20 protein-coding genes are annotated in these 18,070 nt (G+C 63.6%); 11 read left to right on the top strand and 9 right to left on the bottom strand.

What is annotated here, in order from left to right:
- Window positions 1–154 precede the first annotated feature (154 nt).
- Window positions 155–835, bottom strand: coding sequence for a DedA family protein (locus AC1RUR_RS38215; RefSeq protein WP_492853308.1), 681 nt, complete (start codon window positions 833–835; stop codon window positions 155–157).
- Window positions 836–1,145: 310 nt separating this feature from the next.
- On the opposite strand from AC1RUR_RS38215, the gene cobS reads away from it, so the two are divergent.
- The 7 genes from cobS to AC1RUR_RS38180 all read left to right on the top strand — a co-directional run bounded on the left by cobS (window position 1,146) and on the right by AC1RUR_RS38180 (window position 8,464).
- On the top strand, window positions 1,146–2,129 hold the full coding sequence (cobS, locus tag AC1RUR_RS38210; protein ID WP_370139181.1) for a cobaltochelatase subunit CobS: 984 nt from the start codon (window positions 1,146–1,148) through the stop codon (window positions 2,127–2,129).
- Between the two features lie 17 nt (window positions 2,130–2,146).
- Window positions 2,147–2,557 carry a GNAT family N-acetyltransferase gene (locus AC1RUR_RS38205; protein WP_492853305.1) on the top strand — a complete coding sequence of 137 codons (411 nt, stop codon included), beginning with the start codon at window positions 2,147–2,149 and terminating at the stop codon, window positions 2,555–2,557.
- Window positions 2,554–4,461, top strand: a complete 1,908-nt coding sequence (cobT, locus tag AC1RUR_RS38200; protein ID WP_492853304.1) for a cobaltochelatase subunit CobT — start codon at window positions 2,554–2,556, stop codon at window positions 4,459–4,461. Before AC1RUR_RS38205 ends, cobT begins: the two co-directional genes overlap by 4 nt.
- Complete coding sequence (locus AC1RUR_RS38195) at window positions 4,458–5,546, top strand: esterase-like activity of phytase family protein (RefSeq protein WP_492853302.1); 1,089 nt, start codon at window positions 4,458–4,460, stop codon at window positions 5,544–5,546. The genes cobT and AC1RUR_RS38195 overlap by 4 nt, the downstream gene beginning before the upstream one ends.
- 55 nt (window positions 5,547–5,601) lie before the next feature.
- Complete coding sequence (locus tag AC1RUR_RS38190) at window positions 5,602–6,564, top strand: Bug family tripartite tricarboxylate transporter substrate binding protein (RefSeq protein ID WP_492853301.1); 963 nt, start codon at window positions 5,602–5,604, stop codon at window positions 6,562–6,564.
- A gap of 90 nt (window positions 6,565–6,654) precedes the next feature.
- Window positions 6,655–7,767 (top strand): NADH:flavin oxidoreductase/NADH oxidase, encoded by a 1,113-nt coding sequence (locus AC1RUR_RS38185; RefSeq protein ID WP_492853299.1) that lies wholly within the window; start codon window positions 6,655–6,657, stop codon window positions 7,765–7,767.
- Window positions 7,768–8,056: 289 nt separating this feature from the next.
- Complete coding sequence (locus tag AC1RUR_RS38180; RefSeq protein ID WP_492853298.1) at window positions 8,057–8,464, top strand: hypothetical protein; 408 nt, start codon at window positions 8,057–8,059, stop codon at window positions 8,462–8,464.
- Between the two features lie 55 nt (window positions 8,465–8,519).
- Here AC1RUR_RS38180 and AC1RUR_RS38175 read toward each other — a convergent pair whose 3' ends face one another.
- The 4 genes from AC1RUR_RS38175 to AC1RUR_RS38160 form a co-directional block, all read right to left on the bottom strand.
- A complete protein-coding gene (locus AC1RUR_RS38175; RefSeq protein WP_492853296.1) occupies window positions 8,520–8,765 on the bottom strand; it encodes a PilZ domain-containing protein in 246 nt (81 codons plus the stop codon).
- 180 nt (window positions 8,766–8,945) lie between these two features.
- Window positions 8,946–9,368 carry a hypothetical protein gene (locus tag AC1RUR_RS38170; protein WP_492853294.1) on the bottom strand — a complete coding sequence of 141 codons (423 nt, stop codon included), beginning with the start codon at window positions 9,366–9,368 and terminating at the stop codon, window positions 8,946–8,948.
- A 207-nt stretch (window positions 9,369–9,575) separates the two neighbouring features.
- On the bottom strand, window positions 9,576–10,898 hold the full coding sequence (locus AC1RUR_RS38165; protein WP_492853293.1) for a T6SS phospholipase effector Tle1-like catalytic domain-containing protein: 1,323 nt from the start codon (window positions 10,896–10,898) through the stop codon (window positions 9,576–9,578).
- Between the two features lie 300 nt (window positions 10,899–11,198).
- Window positions 11,199–11,546, bottom strand: coding sequence for a hypothetical protein (locus AC1RUR_RS38160; RefSeq protein ID WP_492853291.1), 348 nt, complete (start codon window positions 11,544–11,546; stop codon window positions 11,199–11,201).
- Between the two features lie 479 nt (window positions 11,547–12,025).
- Here AC1RUR_RS38160 and AC1RUR_RS38155 point away from each other — a divergent pair, with 479 nt between their 5' ends.
- The 3 genes from AC1RUR_RS38155 (at window position 12,026) to AC1RUR_RS38145 (ending at window position 13,168) form a co-directional block, all read left to right on the top strand.
- Window positions 12,026–12,292 (top strand): hypothetical protein, encoded by a 267-nt coding sequence (locus tag AC1RUR_RS38155; RefSeq protein WP_492853290.1) that lies wholly within the window; start codon window positions 12,026–12,028, stop codon window positions 12,290–12,292.
- Complete coding sequence (locus AC1RUR_RS38150; RefSeq protein WP_492853288.1) at window positions 12,285–12,581, top strand: hypothetical protein; 297 nt, start codon at window positions 12,285–12,287, stop codon at window positions 12,579–12,581. The genes AC1RUR_RS38155 and AC1RUR_RS38150 overlap by 8 nt, the downstream gene beginning before the upstream one ends.
- 308 nt (window positions 12,582–12,889) lie before the next feature.
- Complete coding sequence (locus AC1RUR_RS38145) at window positions 12,890–13,168, top strand: DUF1488 family protein (protein ID WP_492853287.1); 279 nt, start codon at window positions 12,890–12,892, stop codon at window positions 13,166–13,168.
- Window positions 13,169–13,267: 99 nt separating this feature from the next.
- Here AC1RUR_RS38145 and AC1RUR_RS38140 read toward each other — a convergent pair whose 3' ends face one another.
- The 3 genes from AC1RUR_RS38140 to rpmB all read right to left on the bottom strand — a co-directional run bounded on the left by AC1RUR_RS38140 (window position 13,268) and on the right by rpmB (window position 16,009).
- Window positions 13,268–14,902 carry an ATP-binding protein gene (locus AC1RUR_RS38140; protein ID WP_492853286.1) on the bottom strand — a complete coding sequence of 545 codons (1,635 nt, stop codon included), beginning with the start codon at window positions 14,900–14,902 and terminating at the stop codon, window positions 13,268–13,270.
- Window positions 14,899–15,423, bottom strand: a complete 525-nt coding sequence (locus AC1RUR_RS38135; RefSeq protein ID WP_492853284.1) for a hypothetical protein — start codon at window positions 15,421–15,423, stop codon at window positions 14,899–14,901. Before AC1RUR_RS38135 ends, AC1RUR_RS38140 begins: the two co-directional genes overlap by 4 nt.
- A gap of 277 nt (window positions 15,424–15,700) precedes the next feature.
- Window positions 15,701–16,009 (bottom strand): 50S ribosomal protein L28, encoded by a 309-nt coding sequence (gene rpmB / locus AC1RUR_RS38130; protein WP_011082994.1) that lies wholly within the window; start codon window positions 16,007–16,009, stop codon window positions 15,701–15,703.
- 533 nt (window positions 16,010–16,542) lie between these two features.
- Here rpmB and AC1RUR_RS38125 point away from each other — a divergent pair.
- The gene (locus AC1RUR_RS38125; protein WP_492853282.1) at window positions 16,543–17,394 is read left to right on the top strand and encodes a DUF3108 domain-containing protein; all 852 of its coding nucleotides are present in this window, start codon (window positions 16,543–16,545) and stop codon (window positions 17,392–17,394) included.
- 211 nt (window positions 17,395–17,605) lie between these two features.
- On the opposite strand, the gene AC1RUR_RS38120 is transcribed toward AC1RUR_RS38125, so the two are convergent.
- On the bottom strand, window positions 17,606–18,070 hold a 465-nt coding region (locus AC1RUR_RS38120), incomplete at its 5' end, for a hypothetical protein (RefSeq protein WP_492853280.1).

The raw sequence follows: 18,070 nt of genomic DNA, 5'->3' as shown, positions 1-18,070 counted from the left end.
CAGTCCTGCCAATTAGACAGACTGAATCACTGATCCCTCTGCGTCGCAACCGCCGCCTTTTTCAACAGAATCGGCCCCTTAGCCGACTCGTCAGGGCAGACGGCTCATGTCCAATCCTGACGGTGATGCGGACATGGCGTGTCTTCCAGGTTGCTCAGAGTCCTGAGCTCATGTCATCGGCCAGCGGCTTGGCCGACGCGACACGGCTTCCGTTCCGGCGGCGGATGGTCCACACTGCCAACCCCAAAACGATCGCCACGCCAACCACGCTGAGCATCCAGATGTGCTTGCCGACATGCCCGTGGTGATGCAGCCCCGCATATTCGTGCAGGGCCGACACCGCCAGCACCCCCGGCAGCACATGCGCGGGCGCCCAGACCAGGATCGCCGGAAGGTTCACCGCATAGAATTTTGCCGGCGCCATCCCCAGCGCGCCGGCGGTGACGGGCACGAAGGCCCGGATCGGCGGCACGAAGCGGGCAAAGAACACGGCCCAGGTGCCGAAGCGGTGGAAGAAGCTTTCGCTTTCCGCGACCACGCGCGGATAGTTGGTCAGCGGCCAGGTGTTGAGGATCTCGCGCTGCTGCCGGTGCCCGATCCAGTAGGCCGAGCCGTCGCCCAGCACGGCCCCGGTCGCTGCCGCCAGCAGCACCCAGCCGAGTTTCAGCTCCCCGCCCGGGACAAGGGCGCTGAGCGCCAGGATGATGGTCGAGCCCGGGATCACCGAACCCACCACCGGAACGGCTTCCAGAAGCGCTGCCAGGAACAGGGTCAGGTAAGCCAGCCACGCATGGGCCGAGACGAAGGCGATGAAGGGATCAAGGAAGGACGTCACGTCGTCTCTACGTTGGGAGGGCCACGCGGGCTCAGACCCTACATAAGTAAGGGGCGACGGTAAAAGTGCCATTCGCGCGGGCACACCCGTCACCCCGCCCAAAATCCGAGCGTGATTCGCAAGGCAGCCCTCCAAAAACTGCGTTCCTCACCTATCTAAATGAAAAGACAATGGAACTTTGATTGCGGGGCGGGCTTCTGCCCGCACGTTCTCTCTGATAGGTTCGCAGACGCACCCAGCCGCAGCCACCGTGCAAATAACTGGTCTCGGGATCGCCCGGGGCCTCGGAGGATTGATGACGACCGCCGCCATGTCCAAAGTTGAGGAAGTTTCCGGTTTGCCCGACATGAAGGTGTCGGTCCGCCAGGTGTTCGGGATCGACAGCGATCTCGAAGTGCCGGCCTATTCCGAAGTCGATCCTCATGTGCCCGAAGTCGATTCCGACTACCGCTTCGACCGCGCCACCACGCTCGCCATTCTCGCCGGTTTTGCCCGCAACCGCCGCGTGATGGTGACCGGCTATCACGGTACCGGCAAATCCACCCATATCGAGCAGGTCGCCGCCCGCCTGAACTGGCCCTGCGTGCGCGTCAACCTCGACAGCCACATCAGCCGTATCGACCTCGTCGGCAAGGACTCGATCGTGGTCCGCGACGGCAAGCAGGTCACCGAATTCCGCGACGGCATCCTGCCCTGGGCGCTCCAGCACAATGTCGCGCTGGTGTTCGACGAATACGACGCCGGCCGCCCGGACGTGATGTTCGTGATCCAGCGCGTGCTGGAAGTCTCCGGACGCCTGACGCTGCTCGACCAGAACAAGGTGATCAAGCCGCATCCGAGCTTCCGCCTGTTCGCGACCGCCAACACGGTCGGCCTCGGCGACACTTCGGGCCTCTATCACGGCACCCAGCAGATCAACCAGGGCCAGATGGACCGCTGGTCGATCGTCACCACGCTGAACTATCTCAGCCATGACGAGGAAGTGGAGATCGTGCTGGCCAAGGCCAAGCACTATCGCACCCAGGAAGGCCGCGACATCGTCAACAAGATGGTTCGCCTCGCCGATCTCACCCGCAACGCCTTCGCCAATGGCGATCTGTCGACGGTGATGAGCCCGCGCACGGTGATCACCTGGGCCGAGAACGCCGACATCTTCGGCGATATCGGCTTCGCCTTCCGCGTCACCTTCCTCAACAAGTGCGACGAGCTCGAGCGTCCCCTGGTCGCCGAGTTCTATCAGCGCTGCTTCAACGCGGAGCTGCCGGAATCGGCGGTCAACGTGGCGCTCAGCTGATCCAAGTAAGCCGGACAATGGCCACCATCACCGTCGAGCGCACTATTGGGACGACCAAGAAGGCTGTGCTCGCCGGGCTCGGCGCCTTTAACGACGAGCACATCGGGAAGCAGAAGTTCAAGGGCATCGCGGTCTCGCTGAAGGACCGCGGCAAGATCGTCGGCGGCATCGTCGGGTACCTCTGGGCCACGGTTCTGTTCATCCAGTATTTCTGGATCGACCAGAAGCAGCGCGGCAAGGGGCATGGGACGAAGCTGATTGCGGCGATCGAGGACGAGGCAAGACGGCTGGGCGCGGTTCAGGCCCATGTCGACACGATGAGTTTCCAGGCGCCGGGCTTCTATCGTTCCCAAGGGTACGAGGAATTCGGCACCGTCAAGGGCTATCCCGGCGGCGTGACGCGCCATTCGTTTACGAAGTCGCTATGAGCACATCATCATCCAACTCCAAATTCCGTAACACCAAGGAAGCGCCGACCGAGCCGTTCAAGCGCTCGGTCGCTTCCTGTCTCAAGGCGATCGCAAAGTCGCCGGAGCTCGACGTCAGCTTCGCCGCCGAGCGCCCGGGCCTTGCGCCCGGCAAGGCGCGGTTGCCCGAGCCGGCGCGGAAAATGACAAAGCGTGACGCCGCGATCGTGCGCGGCCACGCCGATTCCATCGCGCTCAAGATCGCCTGTCACGACGCAAAACTGCATCGCAAGCTGATGCCCGGCAATCCGCAGGCGCGCGGCGTGTTCGAGGCGGTGGAGCAGGCCCGCGTCGAGGCGATCGGCGCGCGCCGCATGGCGGGCGTTGCGAAAAACCTCACGGCGATGCTCGACGACCATTTCCATCGCGGCAAGTTCGACGAGATCACCGACCGCGCCGACGCGCCGCTGGCCGACGCGCTGGCGATGCTGGTGCGCGAACGCCTGACCGGCATGGCGCCGCCGACGGCTGCGAAGAAGATGGTCGATCTCTGGCGGCCGATTCTCGAGGACAAGATCGGCAAGCGGCTCGACCGGCTCGACGGCGTGGTCGAGGACCAGACCCGGTTCGGCGACGCCGTGCATGACCTGTTGTCCGCGCTCGAGCTCGGCGACGAGCGCAACGCCGACAGCGAAGAGAACGACGACAACGAGGAAAATCGCGACGGCGACAACGACCAGTCCGGCGCGGAAGGCTCGCCCGATTCCGATTCCGCCCAGGAAATGAGCGCCGACCAGGCGCAGGCGTCGAGCGAGGAGATGAGCGAGAGCGCGATGGAGAGCGCGCAGGCCTCGACCTCGGATACTTTCGACGACGGCGAGCTCGGCGACGACGAGACGCCGGGCGAGGCGACCCGTCCGAATTCGCACGGCAAGAACGAGCCGCGCGGGCCGGAATATCACGCCTTCGCACCCAAGTTCGACGAGGTGATCGCCGCCGAAGACCTCTGCGACCATGACGAGCTGGAGCGCCTGCGCGCCTATCTCGACAAGCAGCTCGCGCATCTGCAAGGCATCGTCGCCCGCCTCGCCAACCGGCTGCAGCGCAAGCTGATGGCGCAGCAGAACCGCGCCTGGGAGTTCGATCTCGAAGAGGGCATTCTGGACCCCGCGCGGCTGTCGCGCGTCGTGACCGATCCCTATCACCCGCTGTCCTTCATGCACGAGAAGGAGGCGACGTTCCGCGACACCGTGGTGACGCTGCTGCTCGACAATTCCGGCTCGATGCGCGGCCGCCCGATCACGGTGGCGGCGACCTGCGCCGACATTCTGGCCCGCACGCTGGAGCGTTGCGGCGTCAAGGTCGAGATTCTCGGCTTCACCACGCGCGCCTGGAAGGGCGGGCAATCGCGCGAGGCGTGGCTTGCCGCCGGCAAGCCGGCCAACCCCGGCCGTCTCAACGATCTCCGCCACATCATCTATAAATCCGCCGACGCCCCGTGGCGTCGTGCGCGAAAAAATCTCGGCCTGATGATGCGCGAGGGGCTGCTGAAGGAGAACATCGACGGCGAGGCGCTGGACTGGGCGCACAAGCGCCTGCTCGGCCGGCCCGAGCAGCGCAAGATCCTGATGATGATCTCGGACGGCGCGCCGGTCGACGATTCCACGCTGTCGGTCAATCCGGGCAACTATCTCGAGCGGCACCTGCGCCACATCATCGAGGAGATCGAGACCCGCTCGCCGGTCGAGCTGATCGCGATCGGCATCGGCCATGACGTCACGCGCTACTATCGCCGCGCGGTGACGATCGTGGACGCCGAGGAGCTCGGCGGCGCCATCACCGAGAAGCTAGCCGAGCTGTTCAGCGAGACGGCGGCCGCACCGCAGCCCTCGGCAAGCCGTCCGCGCCGCAAACTGCATTCGTGAGCACGCTTCGATCCCGCCGCAGCTTTCTTGGCAGTCTTCTTGGCCACGCGGCGGCGGGATTTTCCACTCTCGCATTGTCGCGTCTCGCGCAGGCGCAAGGGGCGACCGAGCCGCCGCCGCGCCCGCTCCAGGTCGAGCGCGCCGTCACCGATCCCGTCAGCATCGAGGTCAACGCGCGGCTGATCCCGAATTTCGAGCCGCGCGACCGTTCGCGCACGCGCTTCGGCTCGCTGGAGTTTCGCAGCGGCCTGGTGCTGACCTCGCCCTATCGCGGCTTCGGCGGCCTGTCCGGCATCCGGCTCGATGCCAGGGGGGAGCGCTTTCTCGCGATCTCCGACCAGGGCGGCTGGTTCACAGGCAGCATCCGCTATTCCGGCGGCAGGATGGCCGGGCTCGACGACGTCGAGGCGGCGCCGCTGCTCAATGCGGAGGGGCGGCCGATCACGGAAAAGCGCCTGTGGTGGGATTCGGAATCGCTGACGCGCGACGGTCATGTCGTCTATGTCGGGCTCGAGCGCGTCAACCAGATCCTGCGCTACGATTTCTCGAAAGGCGGCACGCGCGCCCGCGGCGAGGTGATCCAGGTGCCGCCCGCGTTGCGCAAGCTGCCATACAACAAGGGGCTCGAGGCGCTGGTCTTCGTCCCCAGGGACAAGAGCCAGCCTCTCGCCGGCACGCTGATCGCGTTCTCCGAGCGCGGGCTGGACGCCGACGGCAATCTGGTCGCCTTCCTGATCGGCGGTCCCACGCCCGGCCAGTTCAGCGTCCGCCGCACCGAGACGTTCGACATCAGCGACGCGGTGCTCCTGCCCTCGGGCGAGCTGCTCATTCTCGAACGCAAATTCTCCTGGTTCACCGGCGTCGACATCCGCATCCGCGCGATTCCCCTGAAATCCATCGCGCCGGGCGCGGTGGTCGACGGCCCTGCCTTGTTCAAGGCCGATCTCGGCCAGGAGATCGACAACATGGAAGGCATCGACGTCCACGTCACGCCCGAGGGCGAGACCGTGCTGACGCTGGTCTCGGACGACAATTTCTCGCTGCTCCAGCGCACGCTGCTGCTGCAGTTCACGCTGGTGGAGTAACAGGCCGCACGGAACGGTTCTTGCAGCGCTCCGGGTGATTGAAACGGAGTTCTCGATGAACAGGTTTCTTCGGGTGTTTTGCGTCCTTGTCGGCTTCTGGATAGCCGCTGCAGCACAGGCACAAGGCTGGCCGACGCGGCTGATCAAGGCAACCATACCGTTCGGTGCGGGCAGCGCGGCCGATGTGGTGCCAAGGCTGGTGTTCGAGCGTCTCGCCGCTGAGCTCGGTCAATCGATCGTGATCGAAAACCGCGCCGGCGGCGGCGGCCTGGTCGGTTCGGCGCTGGTCGCCAAATCCGATCCCGATGGTTACAGCCTTCTCGCCCAGTCATCGGCGCTGACCATCGCGCCCGCGATTTTTCCGAGCGCGACCTTCGACCCCGCCCGTGACCTCGCTTCGGTGCTGATGATCGGATCCGGCGCCAATGTGATGATCGTGCCGAAGGAGCGGCCCTGGAAAACCATCCAGGACTTCATCGCCGACGCCAGGGCAAAACCCGGCTCGATTTCGTTCGGCTCGGTCGGCATCGGCAGCGCCGTGCATATATCGAGCGAAAAATTCCGCTATGCCGCCGGGATCGAGGCCACGCATGTGCCGTATCGCGCCGGCCCGGAAGTGATCGCCGACATTCTCGGCGGACGGATCGATCTTTATTTCTGTCCGCTGGCCACAGCGCTGCCGCTGATCCGCGAGGGCCAGGTCCGCGCGCTGGTGGTCTCGACGGCCAAGCGCGTCGCCGATCTGCCCGACGTGCCGACGCCGGTCGAGATCGGATTGAAGGACGCCGACAGCGAGATCTGGTTCGGCGTGTTCGTGCCCGCGAAGACGTCGCGCGAGATCGTCGAAAAGTTGCACGCTGCGGGCGAGAGGGTATTGGCCAATCCGGCGATGCAGGCCAGCCTGAAAAAGCTCGGCATCGAACCGATGCCGATGAAGCCGGCCGAGATGGACGACTTCGTCAAGCGCGAGATGGCGGCCAATCTGGAGCTGATCAAGGCCGCTGGCATCAAGCCGTAGGGGAGGGTTGCGCGCCCGGCGGCTTGAGGAGAGGGAAGAGGCTCGCTAGCATCGCGGCCAGCTTTCCCTTCCTCCCCCGGAACTCCCCGCATGAGTGCCCTGTTTTCCCCGATCAAGCTGCGCGGCCTGACGTTGAAGAACCGCGTCGTGGTGTCGCCGATGTGCCAGTATTCGGCCGAGGACGGCGTTCCCACCGACTGGCACTTCACCCACATCAACAATCTCAGCCTGTCGGGCGCGGCGATGTTCTGCATCGAGGCGACCCATGTCGAAGCGATCGGCCGCATCACGCCGGGCTGCCTCGGCCTGTACAGCGATGCCGCCGAGGCCGCGCTGAAGCAGATCCTCGCCTCCGTGCGAAAACATTCCTCCACCGCGATCGCGATGCAGATCGCCCATGCCGGCCGCAAGGCCTCCAGCGCGCGGCCCTGGGACGGCGGCCAGCTGATCCCGGTCAGCGAGGGCGGCTGGCAGACGGTGGCGCCGTCGGCGGTGCCGCACAAGGAGGGCGAGGCCGCACCGCTCGCGCTCGATGCCGCGGGCCTCAAGCGCATCCGCGATGCCTTCGTCGATGCTGCGAAGCGCGCGGAGCGCATCGGCATCGACGCCATCGAGCTGCACGGCGCGCACGGCTATCTCATGCATCAGTTCCTGTCGCCGATCTCCAACAAGCGCACCGACGAATATGGCGGCTCGCTCGAAAACCGCATGCGCTTCCCGCTCGAGGTCTTTGATGCGGTGCGCGCCGTGTTCCCGCACGACAAGCCGGTCGGCATGCGGGTGTCGTCGACCGACTGGGTCGAGGGCGGCTGGGATCTGGCGCAGACCATCGCATTCGCCAAAGCGCTGAAGGCGCGCGGCGTCGACTGGATCGATGCCTCCTCCGGCGGCGTCTCGCCGCTGCAGAAGATTCCGCTCGGCCCCGGCTATCAGGTGCAGTTCGCAGACGCGATCCGCCGCGAGACCGGATTGCCCACCATCGCGGTCGGCCTGATCACCGAGGCGAAGCAGGCCGAAGAGATCGTCGCATCCGGCAAGGCCGACATGGTCGCGCTCGCCCGCGGCCTGCTCTACGACCCGCGCTGGGGCTGGCACGCCGCCGCCGAGCTCGGCGGCGAAGTCGAAGCACCACCGCAATACTGGCGCTCGCAGCCGTCCACGCAGAAGGCGCTGTTCGGCAAGACCACGTTCGGGGCGCGGTAGGCGCTTCGCGCGTGTTGCAGCTGTGGTGCGAGGCTCGCGCCACACACTCCGTCATTGCGAGCGCAGCGAAGCAATCCAGAATCCCTCCGCGGAAACACTCTGGATTGCTTCGCTGCGCTCGCAATGACGATGGGGAGACAGGCGTACGTCACACGTTCAGGTCGCGTTCCCTGCGAAATCTGCGGCCATGAAGATCACCACCCCTCACGCATCCGTAACATCCCTCAGCTTCCACCTCCCGCGAAACTGGCCTAACCTCTCCGCGTTCAATGCCTCGCGGAGGCCGGTCATGCGTTTTCGTGTTCGTAAAGCAGCCCACGTGCTCGAGCGCGTGGGCCTCGCGATGGCGGGGGCCGCGTGCGGGCTGTTCGTCGGCGCCTATGTCGGCTCGGCGATCGCCCCGCTCACCACGCAGGGCTTTCTGCTGCTGATGATGGGTCTGGGTGCCATCGGCTTCTATCTCGGCATCGACACGCCGCAGCTGCCCTTCGACGCCGCGCACAGCAGCATCGACGCCGCGGAATTGCTGAGCTCCGCCGGCACGCTCTGCGCCACGCTCACCGCGCTCGCCTCCGTCGCCGTCATCGTGCTCCGGCTCGAGCCGCACGTCGCCTGGACCTGGCTCGCCTTGTTCGGCTGGACCGCCGGCGTCGCCATGCAGATCGTCGCCGGCGCCAAGGCCAGGATGCGGAAGTAGGTTTTTCTCTTACCCTCCCCCTCCAGGGGAGGGTAAGAGCGCAGCTCACTCTTGCTTAAAACACCACGCCCACCCGGGTGCCGCGCTTCCAGGCGATGCGGCAGCGCTTCTTGGTGTTGACGTGCAGCAGCTCGAACCGCTCGGGGATGCTGACCTGGCCGCCGAGATCGACGCAGGCCCCGCCGGGCGAATAGTCGATCAGCGTGCAGGGGATGACGGGCGCGCGCGGGTCGGTGATGATCTTGGCCTGGCGGGACACCAGGCCGGCGGGTTTGACGCGGGCATGTCGGCGCGGATGCATTGGCACTCTCCTCCAATTCCGCGGATAGCGGCGGTGGTAGGTTCCGATGATCGACGGGAGATGATGCGATCCGGCTAAGGCCGGCACGAGAATTTTAATGAAAAGTAGCGGCGAATGCAGAAAGCCGCGGTAGCGGGATGCTCCGCCGCTGGCTCGGGGCGCGCTTCGCCCGATCGCCTGCTATCGCACCCGGTTGAGCGCGATGAAGCTGCGGTTGGCTGCCTCGTATTGGAAGGCGTAGAGGTTCGCCTCCTGACAGGTGTCGCCGACGGCAGCGCGCCGCTCGAGGTCCTTGAGCTGCGTGAACTTCCGGCCCGAGGCATCGGCGTCGTATTTGACGTGGACCGTCGGCGACGAGTTCTCGTTCGAGCGGTCGTAGCGATGCGCGATCTTCCACGCATCGCCCGGCGCCAGGAAGCGCGTCTCCCAGTCGCCGTTACCGACCTTGCGCATGTAGGTGATGTTGGCCCTTGTGTCGTTCCGCAGGCAGACCACGCCATAGTGCTTGTCGTTGGCGGCCCCCACTGTTGCGGACGACAGCGCGGCCGCTGCGAGGCCCAGCACGACCGGAAACGTCACGACGGAAAATATGGACTTCGTCATTGCAAAATCTCCCTGATCGATCCCGCCATTTCTGATGGGGACGTCGTGCAGGGAGGATAGGCGCGGGGTTGCGCGGGTGCGCATGAACCGGTTCACAATCTCTGCGCTCGCCGGCGGGGCCACTGCGAGACATGTTGTCGCGGTGCGATGGGCCGCGTTTGGCGCGCCCCTGCCTCAACCACCGTCATTGCGAGCGCAGCCCCCGCCTCATCCGGCCGCGATCTTGTCCGCCTCGGCACCGGTGCCCGGCGGCACCGGCATCGGCACCGTCTCATAGGTCTTCGGCAGGTTCACCGGCCGGTACTCCCGCTCCACCGCCATCCGCTTCACCACGCTCTCGTGCACATGGGCGCCGTCGGGGATGGGGCGCGGCTCGCAGTCGGGGATGTAGAAGCCGAAATAGACCTTTCGCTCGGGCCATTCCTTGTACTTGGCGCTCTTCGGCAGATATTCCAGCAGCCGCCAGCCCGCCGTCATCGAATCGTGCAGCACGCCGGTCTTGCCGGTGTAGGCCGGCTCGACGTACTGGAACGGCGAGTTCTTGCGCTGGATGCCCCAGGCGAGCTGGTTCACGGTGCGCGGGTTGAAATTCAGCCCGGCCTTCTCCGCCTCGTCGATCATCCAGATCAGCGGATATTTCGAGTCCCCGCTCTCGGCCTCCGGATAGCCGCCGCCGACGTCGCTGTGCACGCCGGCGAACCACACCTGCAAAATGTCCTGCGGCACCTTCTTCTCGTCGGGCACGTAGCGGTTGCTCCAGAACTCCTGCGGCTCCTCGTATTTGTTGAGGCGGAACATGCGGCGCCGCTCGTCGATCGCGATCGCCTGCCGGAAGATCTTGACGCTCGGATTGCGCCGCGTGAAGGCGAGCTCCTCCAGGCTGATCACGTAGAAGAAATTGTCGCGCCGCGGCACGATCACGCTCGCCACGGTGTCCCAGACGCCGATGAAGTGGATGGTCGGCCAGCGCGTCGAGGTGATGCGCGCGAATTGCGCCGCGAGGTCGAACGCGTCCTTCGGCAGCGGCCCGCTCTCGTCGACGTCGACGTCCTTGAGATCCTCGACGTCGTTGCCGCGCCCGGTGCCGGAATATTGCTTGTAGGCGACGAGGCCCGAGCCTGCGAGGTTGGCCTGCTCCGGCGAGATCAGCCCGATCTTGTGGATCAGCCCCGCCAGCACCCGCACCGTATAGGCGCCGCGCGAGAAGCCGAACAGATAGATGCGGTCGCCCGGCGCGTAATGCTCGACCAGGAAGCAATAGGCGCTGAGCACGTTGTCATCGAGCCCGTAGCCGGTGGCGAGCCCCAGCACCAGATTGACGTTGGCCTTGAGCCGGTGCCACGTCGTCGGCTCCGTCACCGTGCCGACGCCGGGATCGTAGAACACCATCTGCCGCGGCTGCGTCCTGTCGGTCTTGCGCAGGCAGCGGTACAGCTTCAGGACGTTGGAGATGTTCTCGCTGATCTCGTTGCCGGTGCCGTCACAGCAGATGACGAGATTCTTCGGTTCGGAATTGTGCGCGTGCTCCACAGGTCAGCCCCTCCCGGCAATGCTACCAGGGCGAGTATAACCGAAAAGCGCGACAGCGAAGAGACGATGAAGAGACGATGGTGTTCTTACCCTCCCCTGGAGGGGTCCGGGACGAGCGTAGCTCGCCCGTGGGTCGGCACGCGATCGAGCAAAGCGAGATTGCGTGACGGGGTGGGGTGACGGTCTCTCCACGCTGAACACTGCCCGTGCGGAGAGATCACCCCACCCCGCTCGCGCTGCGCGCGATCGATCCTCCCCCTCCAGGGCAGGGTAAGCGCGCGCCGGCGTTTTGCTTGCGCCCTACTTCTTCTTCCCCGGCCCGAAATCCGGCTGCCAGGCCGCGTCCTTGCGGTTCGGGGCTGCGGCGATGATCTTGGCCTTTTCCTTCTTCGGCTTCTTGGTTTCGCGATTGCCGCGTTGCTGTCCCTTGGCCATGGCGTCGGTCTCCTGTGGGGGTTTGAGTTCGTCCAGTTCGTCCGATTGCAGCACGCGGCCGCGCGGCGTGCAGACGCGCACGTCCATGTAGCCCTCGCGCAGCAGCTTGCGCGCCAGCCGCAGCGCGACGGTGGCGCTGCCGCGGCCGAGATTGGAGCAGCCATATTCGTTGGTGCCGCTGACCAGATAGGGCACGCGCATTGTCCTAGCCATGGAAGATGACCGCCGCGCAGACCGGAAGCAGAAGCAGCAGCGCGACGTGTCCTTGCGGAACGATCCATTCCGAGACGCGAAACCGCGGCATCGCTCGCTCCTGCCAGAGCATGACGAGAGCATGCTCGAATGACGGGCCTATCGGCGGGAGCGCTACGAACCCTCAGTCACCGGTCGATGCCGTTGCAGGAATTGCGGTGATGATCGAGCCTACGCCTGCCCCTCGCCAATAGCGAGGACTAAAACGCCGCGTGAGCGCACCGGGCGTGATCGCGCGCGCGGTTCACCTCTCCCACAGGGAGAGGTCGGATCGCATCGCAGGATGCGATCCGGCTGAGGGGTTACGGTCTCGCCGTCCGCGACGCGTGCGCTGCGGTGCGCGTCGCGGCGACGATAGTGCTGGCTATTGCCGCGCGGGGAGCGCATGGTTGCAGCAAGCCGGCGTCGGCCAGCGCCCCCTCGCAGCAAGGCAGGCATGTATGACCATCCGTTCGCGACGGGAAACCGTCACGTTCCGGCATTCGTTCCGCATCCACGGCATCGAGCGATTGCTGCCCGCAGGCAGCTATGACGTCATCGCCGACGAGGAGACGATCGAGAGCGAGACCTTTTCGGCCTGGCGCCGCGTCGGCACCTCGATCATCGTGCCCGTGGAAGGCATGCTCGGCTCCGTGGAGATGCTGTCGATCCGCGCGCCCGATTTGTCGGATGCGATGGCGATCGACGCGAGCGTCGCCAATGACTGACGTTCCGGTCGATCTCGACAGCCACCGCGGCATGGCGGCGCAGAAGGCCACCGATCTGCGCCGCGCGCTGGCCGAGGTCGAGAACAATGTCAGGGAGCTGCGCGAGCGCGAGGCTGATCTCGAGAACCGCCTGATGACGGTGCCCGCGACGTCGTGGGCCGAGGCCGCGGTGAAGGCGCGCTATCTGCTCAACCTCTATGCCGCCAGCCTCCCCACCGAAGACACCCGCCACCGCGCGCTGGTGACCGCGCTGTTCGACGATTTCGCAAGACTCTCGGGGGAGACCTGAGCGCCGGCGGCGGGCATCTTCCGGTGCGTGGTGCCGCGTGCGTGAACATCGGTGTCATTGCGGTGAGGCCGCGCGCGTTGAAAACAGCTGTCGTCCTGGCGAAAGCCAGGACCCATAGCCGCCGAATTGAGTTGTTGCGATGCCTGTGGCCACATCGTGGTTCCAGAACTCCGACCGGGGTAATGGGTCCTGGCTCCCGTGCGCAATTGCGCACCAGGCCAGGACGACGTCGGAGAATTCGCAGCCCGCACGGGCGTCGAAACCCCTCGGCGACCGCGCCAGGCGCAACCGCATAACAGGAGCAACCCATGACCCTCACGAGCAGCCGCTTTGTCGGCTACGAACAGGACCGCGGCATCGTCCAGTTCCTGATGCAGGACGGGCCCAAGGAGATTCACTGCGCGATCTCGACCTCCGCGATGGACTATCTCGAGCGCGGCCCGCAGGCGCGGCCCGAGCAGCGCGAAGCCCAGTTCACCCGCCTGCGTGACCGCATCGAAGCTCGCGCCGCGAGCAAGTACCGCGCGACGGAGTTCGAGGGCACCCCGCCGGGGATCGTGCTGCGGAGCATCGATTTTCGGGGGTAGGGGGAGGGCATGTTCTCGTAGGCTTCGTCACCTACTGGTAAGAGCATTCCGTAGCAATCGTTTCATGGATCCACGTCGTTTTGCGGAATGGATGGACGTTTATCCCAATAGTTCAGTGAACATATTCAATGGAAGTTCGGGTCCCGTCCGAAAGATTTGTACAACCTTTCTTGGGGTGTTTGCGTCGACTTGCCTGCCGTCTTTGCCGGTCTTCCGCAGGACCAGAATATCACCCTTCAGCTCAATGACCGTGAGGTGTTTTTTTAGTCGGGAGCCTGAATACTCGGACAAGTCTAGCATGTAAACTTCCGAACGTTCGCCCGCCGCATGAGCCTCTGAAAGGCTTGACTTGACCAAGTGTATCATTCGCAGATCAACCAAGCTTTGGAGCAGTCGATATGCGTCCGCATGTTCGTGCTTATCTCTGAGGCCAACTCTGAAGAATGAGTAGTGGTGCTCGTCAATGCAGAAGTTTCGTAATCGCTCTAAGGCATGGAGCCGGATAGCAGCCTGACCGGCGGATGAGGCCGCGTCTTCTTCGAGGTCACTCCTCTTTTGCTTCCCTGCTTCACCCGCAGCCTCATTCACATCCTGCGCTCCGACATGACGAGCATTGTCGCGGAGTCGGGTAATTTGAATAGACCTTGCTGCTACTGTAAGAAAATCTCGGGGAACACCACCTGCGGCTAATACAAGTCTATCAAGCGCAGCCTGAGACATGAAGCCCGTGCGATTGGAAATGCCGGCGGCGTGCAGATATGTCTGCAAAACATTGCTTAGGAAGGATCGTGCCTTTTTCGGCTCTTCCAACGTGATGTCGAGCGGGATTTCCGCTGCGTCATGTCCACTCTGTAGTCCAATCGGCGGATTGTCGGTGAATGTTCGGCACTGGTTTCGAATGCCCGCAACTTTGATCCATGCAGCAGTGTCTCGCGTAATCCCATGAAGCGAGTCGAGGAATTTCGGTTGCTCCTTCATTTCCAGGTAATGAAGGTCATCAATAAAGATGAACAGATCGGCCGCTGTCTCCGCGCATACAAAATTGATAAGCCGTTGCGCTTCCGGAATCAGTCGGGCGACAGCTTCATTCGAAAGTGAATTCCTATCCAATAACTTCTGTACGGAATTACTCAGTTTAACTGCGTGCGAGACGCTGCTCGGCTTGGATTGTCGCTCGCGATGAATTTGTTCTGGAAGCTCGCAGATTCGCGTCAATACCGTGAGAAATGATCGGTTTGCATCAAGGCCTCGTAGAATTTGCATATTGATCCAGAGGACGGTGCCCGACGATTTTTCGATTTGCTTCTTTACCTCGAGCAGCAGTGCAGTTTTTCCGACTCCGCGGCGGCCGAAGAGGAGGTGGTGCCGGCGCGTCAGAGCTACCCGTAGGTTCTCAGCTGCATCCTTAATGTACTCCAAGCTCGGCTGTTGTTCAGAGGTCCGCGATCGCTCATTCAGAAGTTCAATGAGTTTGCTCACCCTCTCGTCGTTGACTGACTGAACGGCGCTTCTAGCTTCATTCGAAGAGCTCTTGGCTTCTCTTACTACGATCAGATTTCCCGGACCTAAATTGCTCTCGACCATGCTGCTTGCACGCACAGCCAAATCCAAGTCGTTAGGATCCACTTCGACGACGTAGATTGTTTCGCCAGGGAAACGGCGCACTTCTGCGGAGACAAGAAAAATTCCCACGTCCTGGAATTGCCGCCTGATTTCGCTGTTGGCTTCAGTCATAGATTGCATCCCTTCGCCCTCAGATATGTGGCGGAGACCTGAGCGAACTCCTGAGCCATCTTTAAGATAGTTGAGCTAGCGGCTCTGAAGTGAGGATCAGAAGTCATAAAGGGTTCATAGTCCGCTTCGTTGCGTTTCAATCGGGCATCTTTGATGTTGTTTCGCCAACGCTCAACGTCGGGGAGGTCTGATGGAAGCCCACTTGGCACTTTGTCGTGAGCTTCAAAATCGTCGCCGGGTTGGGTAAGGAAGGAGACCGCTCGCGCTGAATGATAGATAGAGTAGTAGGCACGCGATACTACGTCACGGTGAGAGACCGGCTTATACCGCGCTAAGCGGGTCGCATTTTGCAGGAAGCGCTTTGCGAGTTTGAAGCGTGCGGTACTTGCATCTCTCAATAAGTCATCAATTGGCCTTCCGGCCAAGCTAACTAGGCGAACGCCGTTCTGTAATAGATTGATCTGTGATTTTTTGAATTTTTGTATGAGCAGAAGCTCTGCTTCTACCGCAGTGAGCGCCATTCCAAAGCTCTCCCCCTTGAGGAAATCTCGCTGCCGATTTCCCTCATCCGCTGCAATTTAGACGCTCGAAGAGCGGAAATACAAGCGCAGGAAGAGTTACGTGGGTAGTCTTAAAGGCTTATCCTACAGGAGCTTGGTCGTTGCGCGTCCATAGTTATTCTTTGAGAGGCAGGAAACAAAAACGGCCGGATCTTCCGATCCGGCCGCAACGCAAAACTCTTACTGGCTAAGCCTACGCCACGCGACGCAACCTAGCCCCCGCCCAACTCTGAAATTCTTAGCTGGCCTTCTTGACCGGCGCGGTGACGCCGACCTTCTTCTGGATGGCGCGCTTCAGCTCGAGGGCGCGCGGCGACAGGGCGTCGGCGCTGGCCTTGAGCAGGAAGGCGTCCAGGCCGCCATTGTGGTCGACGCTCTTCACCGCGTTGGTGGAGACGCGCAGGCGCACGTTGCGCTCCAGGGCTTCGCTGATGAACGTCACGTTGACGAGGTTCGGCAGGAAGCGGCGCTTGGTCTTGATGTTGGAGTGGCTGACCTTGTGGCCGACGAGGGGGCCCTTGGCCGTCAGTTCGCAGCGGCGAGACATGTCACAAATCCTCAATCTGAGCCCCCAACGATTTGCGGCCGCCATTCGGGGCGCCACGGGGGCAAATTCTCTGTCCTTGCAGGGAGCGGGCGGACGTATAGGGGGGAAGCGGCGGGACGTCAAGGTTTTGGGCGGGGTTTTGGCCGCTGCCCGAGCAAGCTGCGCCCCTCCCCCGCTTGCGGGCCGCGACGAGCTTCGCTCGCGCTGGGAGGGCTGGGGAGAGGGTGCCTCCGCAATGGGACAATCGTTATCACAGTTGGTGCCCCCGAGGGGAGAGAGCCCTCACCCGCGCTGCGCGCGACCTCTCCCGCAGGCGGGAGAGGTGATGCCGCCCGCGGCTTGCCCGATCACCAAAACGGCAATGTTTAAAACCCCTTACCATCACATAAAGGGCGTATTCGCACCGGACATATCAGGGGGAGTTCCGCCCCTGTTACGCGCGGACACATTGTGTGCCGCGGTTTTTGGCTTAAGTAACAACCGTCGCGCCCCGATTGGATCGTTTCGTGCCCCTTTCCCCCCGATTTGCGCCCATGCCGCGCATCGTCCGTCCGCGGTCTGCGGCCCGGCTGGCCGTGGCGGCCCTGTGCGGGCTGGCCTTCGCGTGGGAGGCGAAGCCGGCGGCCGCGCAAGGCAAGCTCGAGGCGCAATATGAGGCGACGCTGGCCGGCATTCCCGTCGGCAAGGGCGCCTGGAACATCGACATCCAGGACGACGTGTTCGCCGCGGCCGCCTCCGGCGGCACCACGGGGCTGCTGAAGTCGTTCGCGGGCGGGTCGGGCACCGGCGCCAGCCAAGGGCGGGTGGTCAACGGCGCGCTGGTTGCGACCGGCTACCAGGCCTCCACCACCACCTCGAAGAAGACCGAAGAGATCCGCATCACGCTCGACAAGGGCAATGTGAAGGAGTTCGGCATCGTGCCGGAGCCGCCGGTCGATCCCGACCGCATCGTCGTCACCGAGGCGCATCGCCGCGGCGTCTGGGACCCGATGACGGCCTCGCTGCTGCGGGTATCCGGCACCGGCGATCCCGTGACGCCGGATGCCTGCCACAACTCGGCGCCCGTGTTCGACGGCCGCATGCGCTACGATCTGAAGCTCGATTTCAAGCGCATGGAGACGGTGAAGGCCGAGAAGGGCTATCACGGCCCGGTCGTGGTCTGTTCGCTGTATTTCGTCCCCGTGGCCGGCTACATCCCCGACCGCCCCGTGATCAAATACCTCGCCGCCCAGCGCAACATCGAGATCGCGTTTGCACCCGTCGCCGGCACGCGCATCCTGGTCCCGTTCTGGCTGAAAGTGCCGACGCCGCTCGGGCCGGCGATGCTGGAGGCGACCAGCTTCATCACGTCAGCCCAGCCGCCACGCGTCGCGAAGACGCAGTGACTTAACCCTCTCCCCTGGAGGGGGAGGGTCGATCGCGCAAAGCGCGAGCGGGGTGGGATGATCTCTCCCCTCGGGCAGTGTTCGTGTGGAGAGATCACCCCACCCCGCCGCCCATTTCGCTGCGCTCAACGTGCGCCGACACCCCACCCTCCAGGGGAGGGTGGGGTGTCGTGGAAAATCAACGACTTGCCTACTGTGCATGGGGTTGTTTTCACGAAAATGAGTTTGGGGGCTCCGATCCGGGAATCCATTTGACTCCTCCCCGATTCTGATTCGACTCCGCGCTGTCCCCAATTTTAAGGAACCCGCCATCGAAACGTCGCTTGTGCGGCGGCCCAAAACTCCATCTAGTGCGATGAAACACAGGGCGCCGCGACATGTTGCGTGAACGTAACAGGACTCCCAGGGGAGTCAGCGATTCGGCCGCGATTCGTTCTAGAGTCGTTCCGAAGCTTAAGGCCAACGGGAAAAGCGTCGCAAAGTGAGACAGTTGCGCGAGGTGTTTGGAAGTGGCTCCCACTCCCTCGGTGTCATCGCCCGGCTTGACCGGGCGATCCAGTACGCCGATGCGGTTGTGGTTGAGCGGACAGGCCGCCGCGTACTGGGCGGATTCAATCACTCGTCGCAACACCCAGCGAAGGAGGTTGCGATGGAGAACCGTGTGCGGACAGGTCGC

The sequence above is a fragment of the Bradyrhizobium sp. GW821-FHT12B03 genome (genome assembly GCF_058807535.1).
This window is presented reverse-complemented; position numbering and strand designations above follow the sequence as displayed.